The sequence below is a fragment of the Streptomyces cahuitamycinicus genome (genome assembly GCF_002891435.1).
GTDB classification, from domain to species: domain Bacteria; phylum Actinomycetota; class Actinomycetes; order Streptomycetales; family Streptomycetaceae; genus Streptomyces; species Streptomyces cahuitamycinicus.
The window spans coordinates 1-1,474 of the sequence record NZ_POUC01000821.1 but is presented as its reverse complement, the minus strand read 5'-3'; the positions used below and the strand labels follow the sequence as shown (position 1 = coordinate 1,474).

1 protein-coding gene is annotated in these 1,474 nt (G+C 75.8%); it reads left to right on the top strand.

From position 1 onward, the window contains the following. The first annotated feature begins 259 nt into the window (after positions 1-259). Positions 260-1,456, top strand: a complete 1,197-nt coding sequence (locus tag C1J00_RS43165) for a hypothetical protein (RefSeq protein ID WP_342751819.1) — start codon at positions 260-262, stop codon at positions 1,454-1,456. Positions 1,457-1,474: the final 18 nt, after the last annotated feature.

Below are 1,474 nucleotides of genomic sequence, written 5' to 3'. Positions count from 1 at the left end.
CCGCCCCGGAGGGCGCGCGATGAGCGACTTGACTGAACTGGACCGCCCGGGAACCCCGACCACCCCCGGGCTGTTGGATGCCCGTCCGGAGCGAGATCCGGACACGACGACTACGCAACCGGGCACGACGGACCCGGGCACGACGGACCCGGCCACGACGGACCCGGGCACGACCGACCCGGCCATCACGCACCCGTCAGCCCCGGAGGCGGTCGGCGATCGCATGGCGCCCGAGAACCAGGAGGCGGTCTCCGGTCGTATGGCGCCCGAGAACCGGAAGCCGGCCGCCGACCCCCAGATGCCCGGGGCGCGGGAGCCGGCCGCCGATCGCAAGGCATCCACCCCGCGTCGGGGCGCTGCCGACCCGGTGAAGGCGCTGATGCACCGTCACCGGAAGCTGTGCGAGCGTGCGGTGGACTCTCTAGAGATCGCCGCGGGACTGGAAGCGCACGGCATCACCGACCGGACCGCTGCCCGCTTCCGCCACCGGGACGTCTTCTCCCTCGCCGAGGAGATGTACGCGCGCGTCTCCCGTGACGGAGACACCCCCCTGTCCGCCCCACCCGTCACGCCTCGCGTGCGCGCGGGCTGGGCCCTTATGACGCTGCTGCCCGGTGTGCTGTGCGCCGTAGCCGTGACGGCCGTGCACCTCACCCAGGGGCAGTCCCGCCTGCTCGCGGCCGCAGCCGGTGCCCTCGCCGTGGCCCTGGCACTCCGCGCGGCCCTGCGCCGGGGCCCCCTCAGCAGGACCGATGCGGACCGGCCCGGACCGCGCCCCGGCGCGGCCCGCGGCAGGACCACCCCCTGGACGGTGTGGCTCGTCGCCTACTCCCTCCTGGGCAACGGCCTGCTCGACAACGCCCTCGCCGGAGGCCCCGACGGCCTGCCCACCGGCACGGCCGACGGCCCCTGGCCCCTCACCGCCGCTCCGGTGCTGGCCCTCGCCCTGGCCTGCGCGCCCGCCGCCTGGACCGCACACCTCTTCACCGTGCGCACCCGTCGCAGACTCGGTGGCAGCCGTGGCCTGGAGGACTTCGCCGCCGCCGTACGCCCCCTCCTGCTCGGCACGTTCGCCCTGTTCCTGGGCGCCCTGGCGGGTCTGCTCACCCTCTGCACGGCAGTCCTCGACGAGCCCCCGGCCCTCGCGCAGGCCCTGGCCCTGGGCTCCCTGCTCTTCCTGGCCCGCCTCCTCACCACGCACGGCTTCACCTACGCCCCCGCCGTGGTACTCACCGCGGCGGCCATGGTCGAGGCGGCCGCCCTCGCCACGGTCTTCGCCTCCCGCCTCCCCGGTCTGGGGTCCCTCGCGACCCCCGTCGAAACCCTGGTCGCGACCTGGGATGCCGGCAGCGTTCCCGCGCTCGCCTGCGGAGCGGCGGCCCTGACCCTCCTGGTCCACGCGACCCGCAAGCTGACCCGGGCCTCGGCCCACGCACCTCCGGAGCCCGCGCCGTGACCGCCCCGGACACCGGCC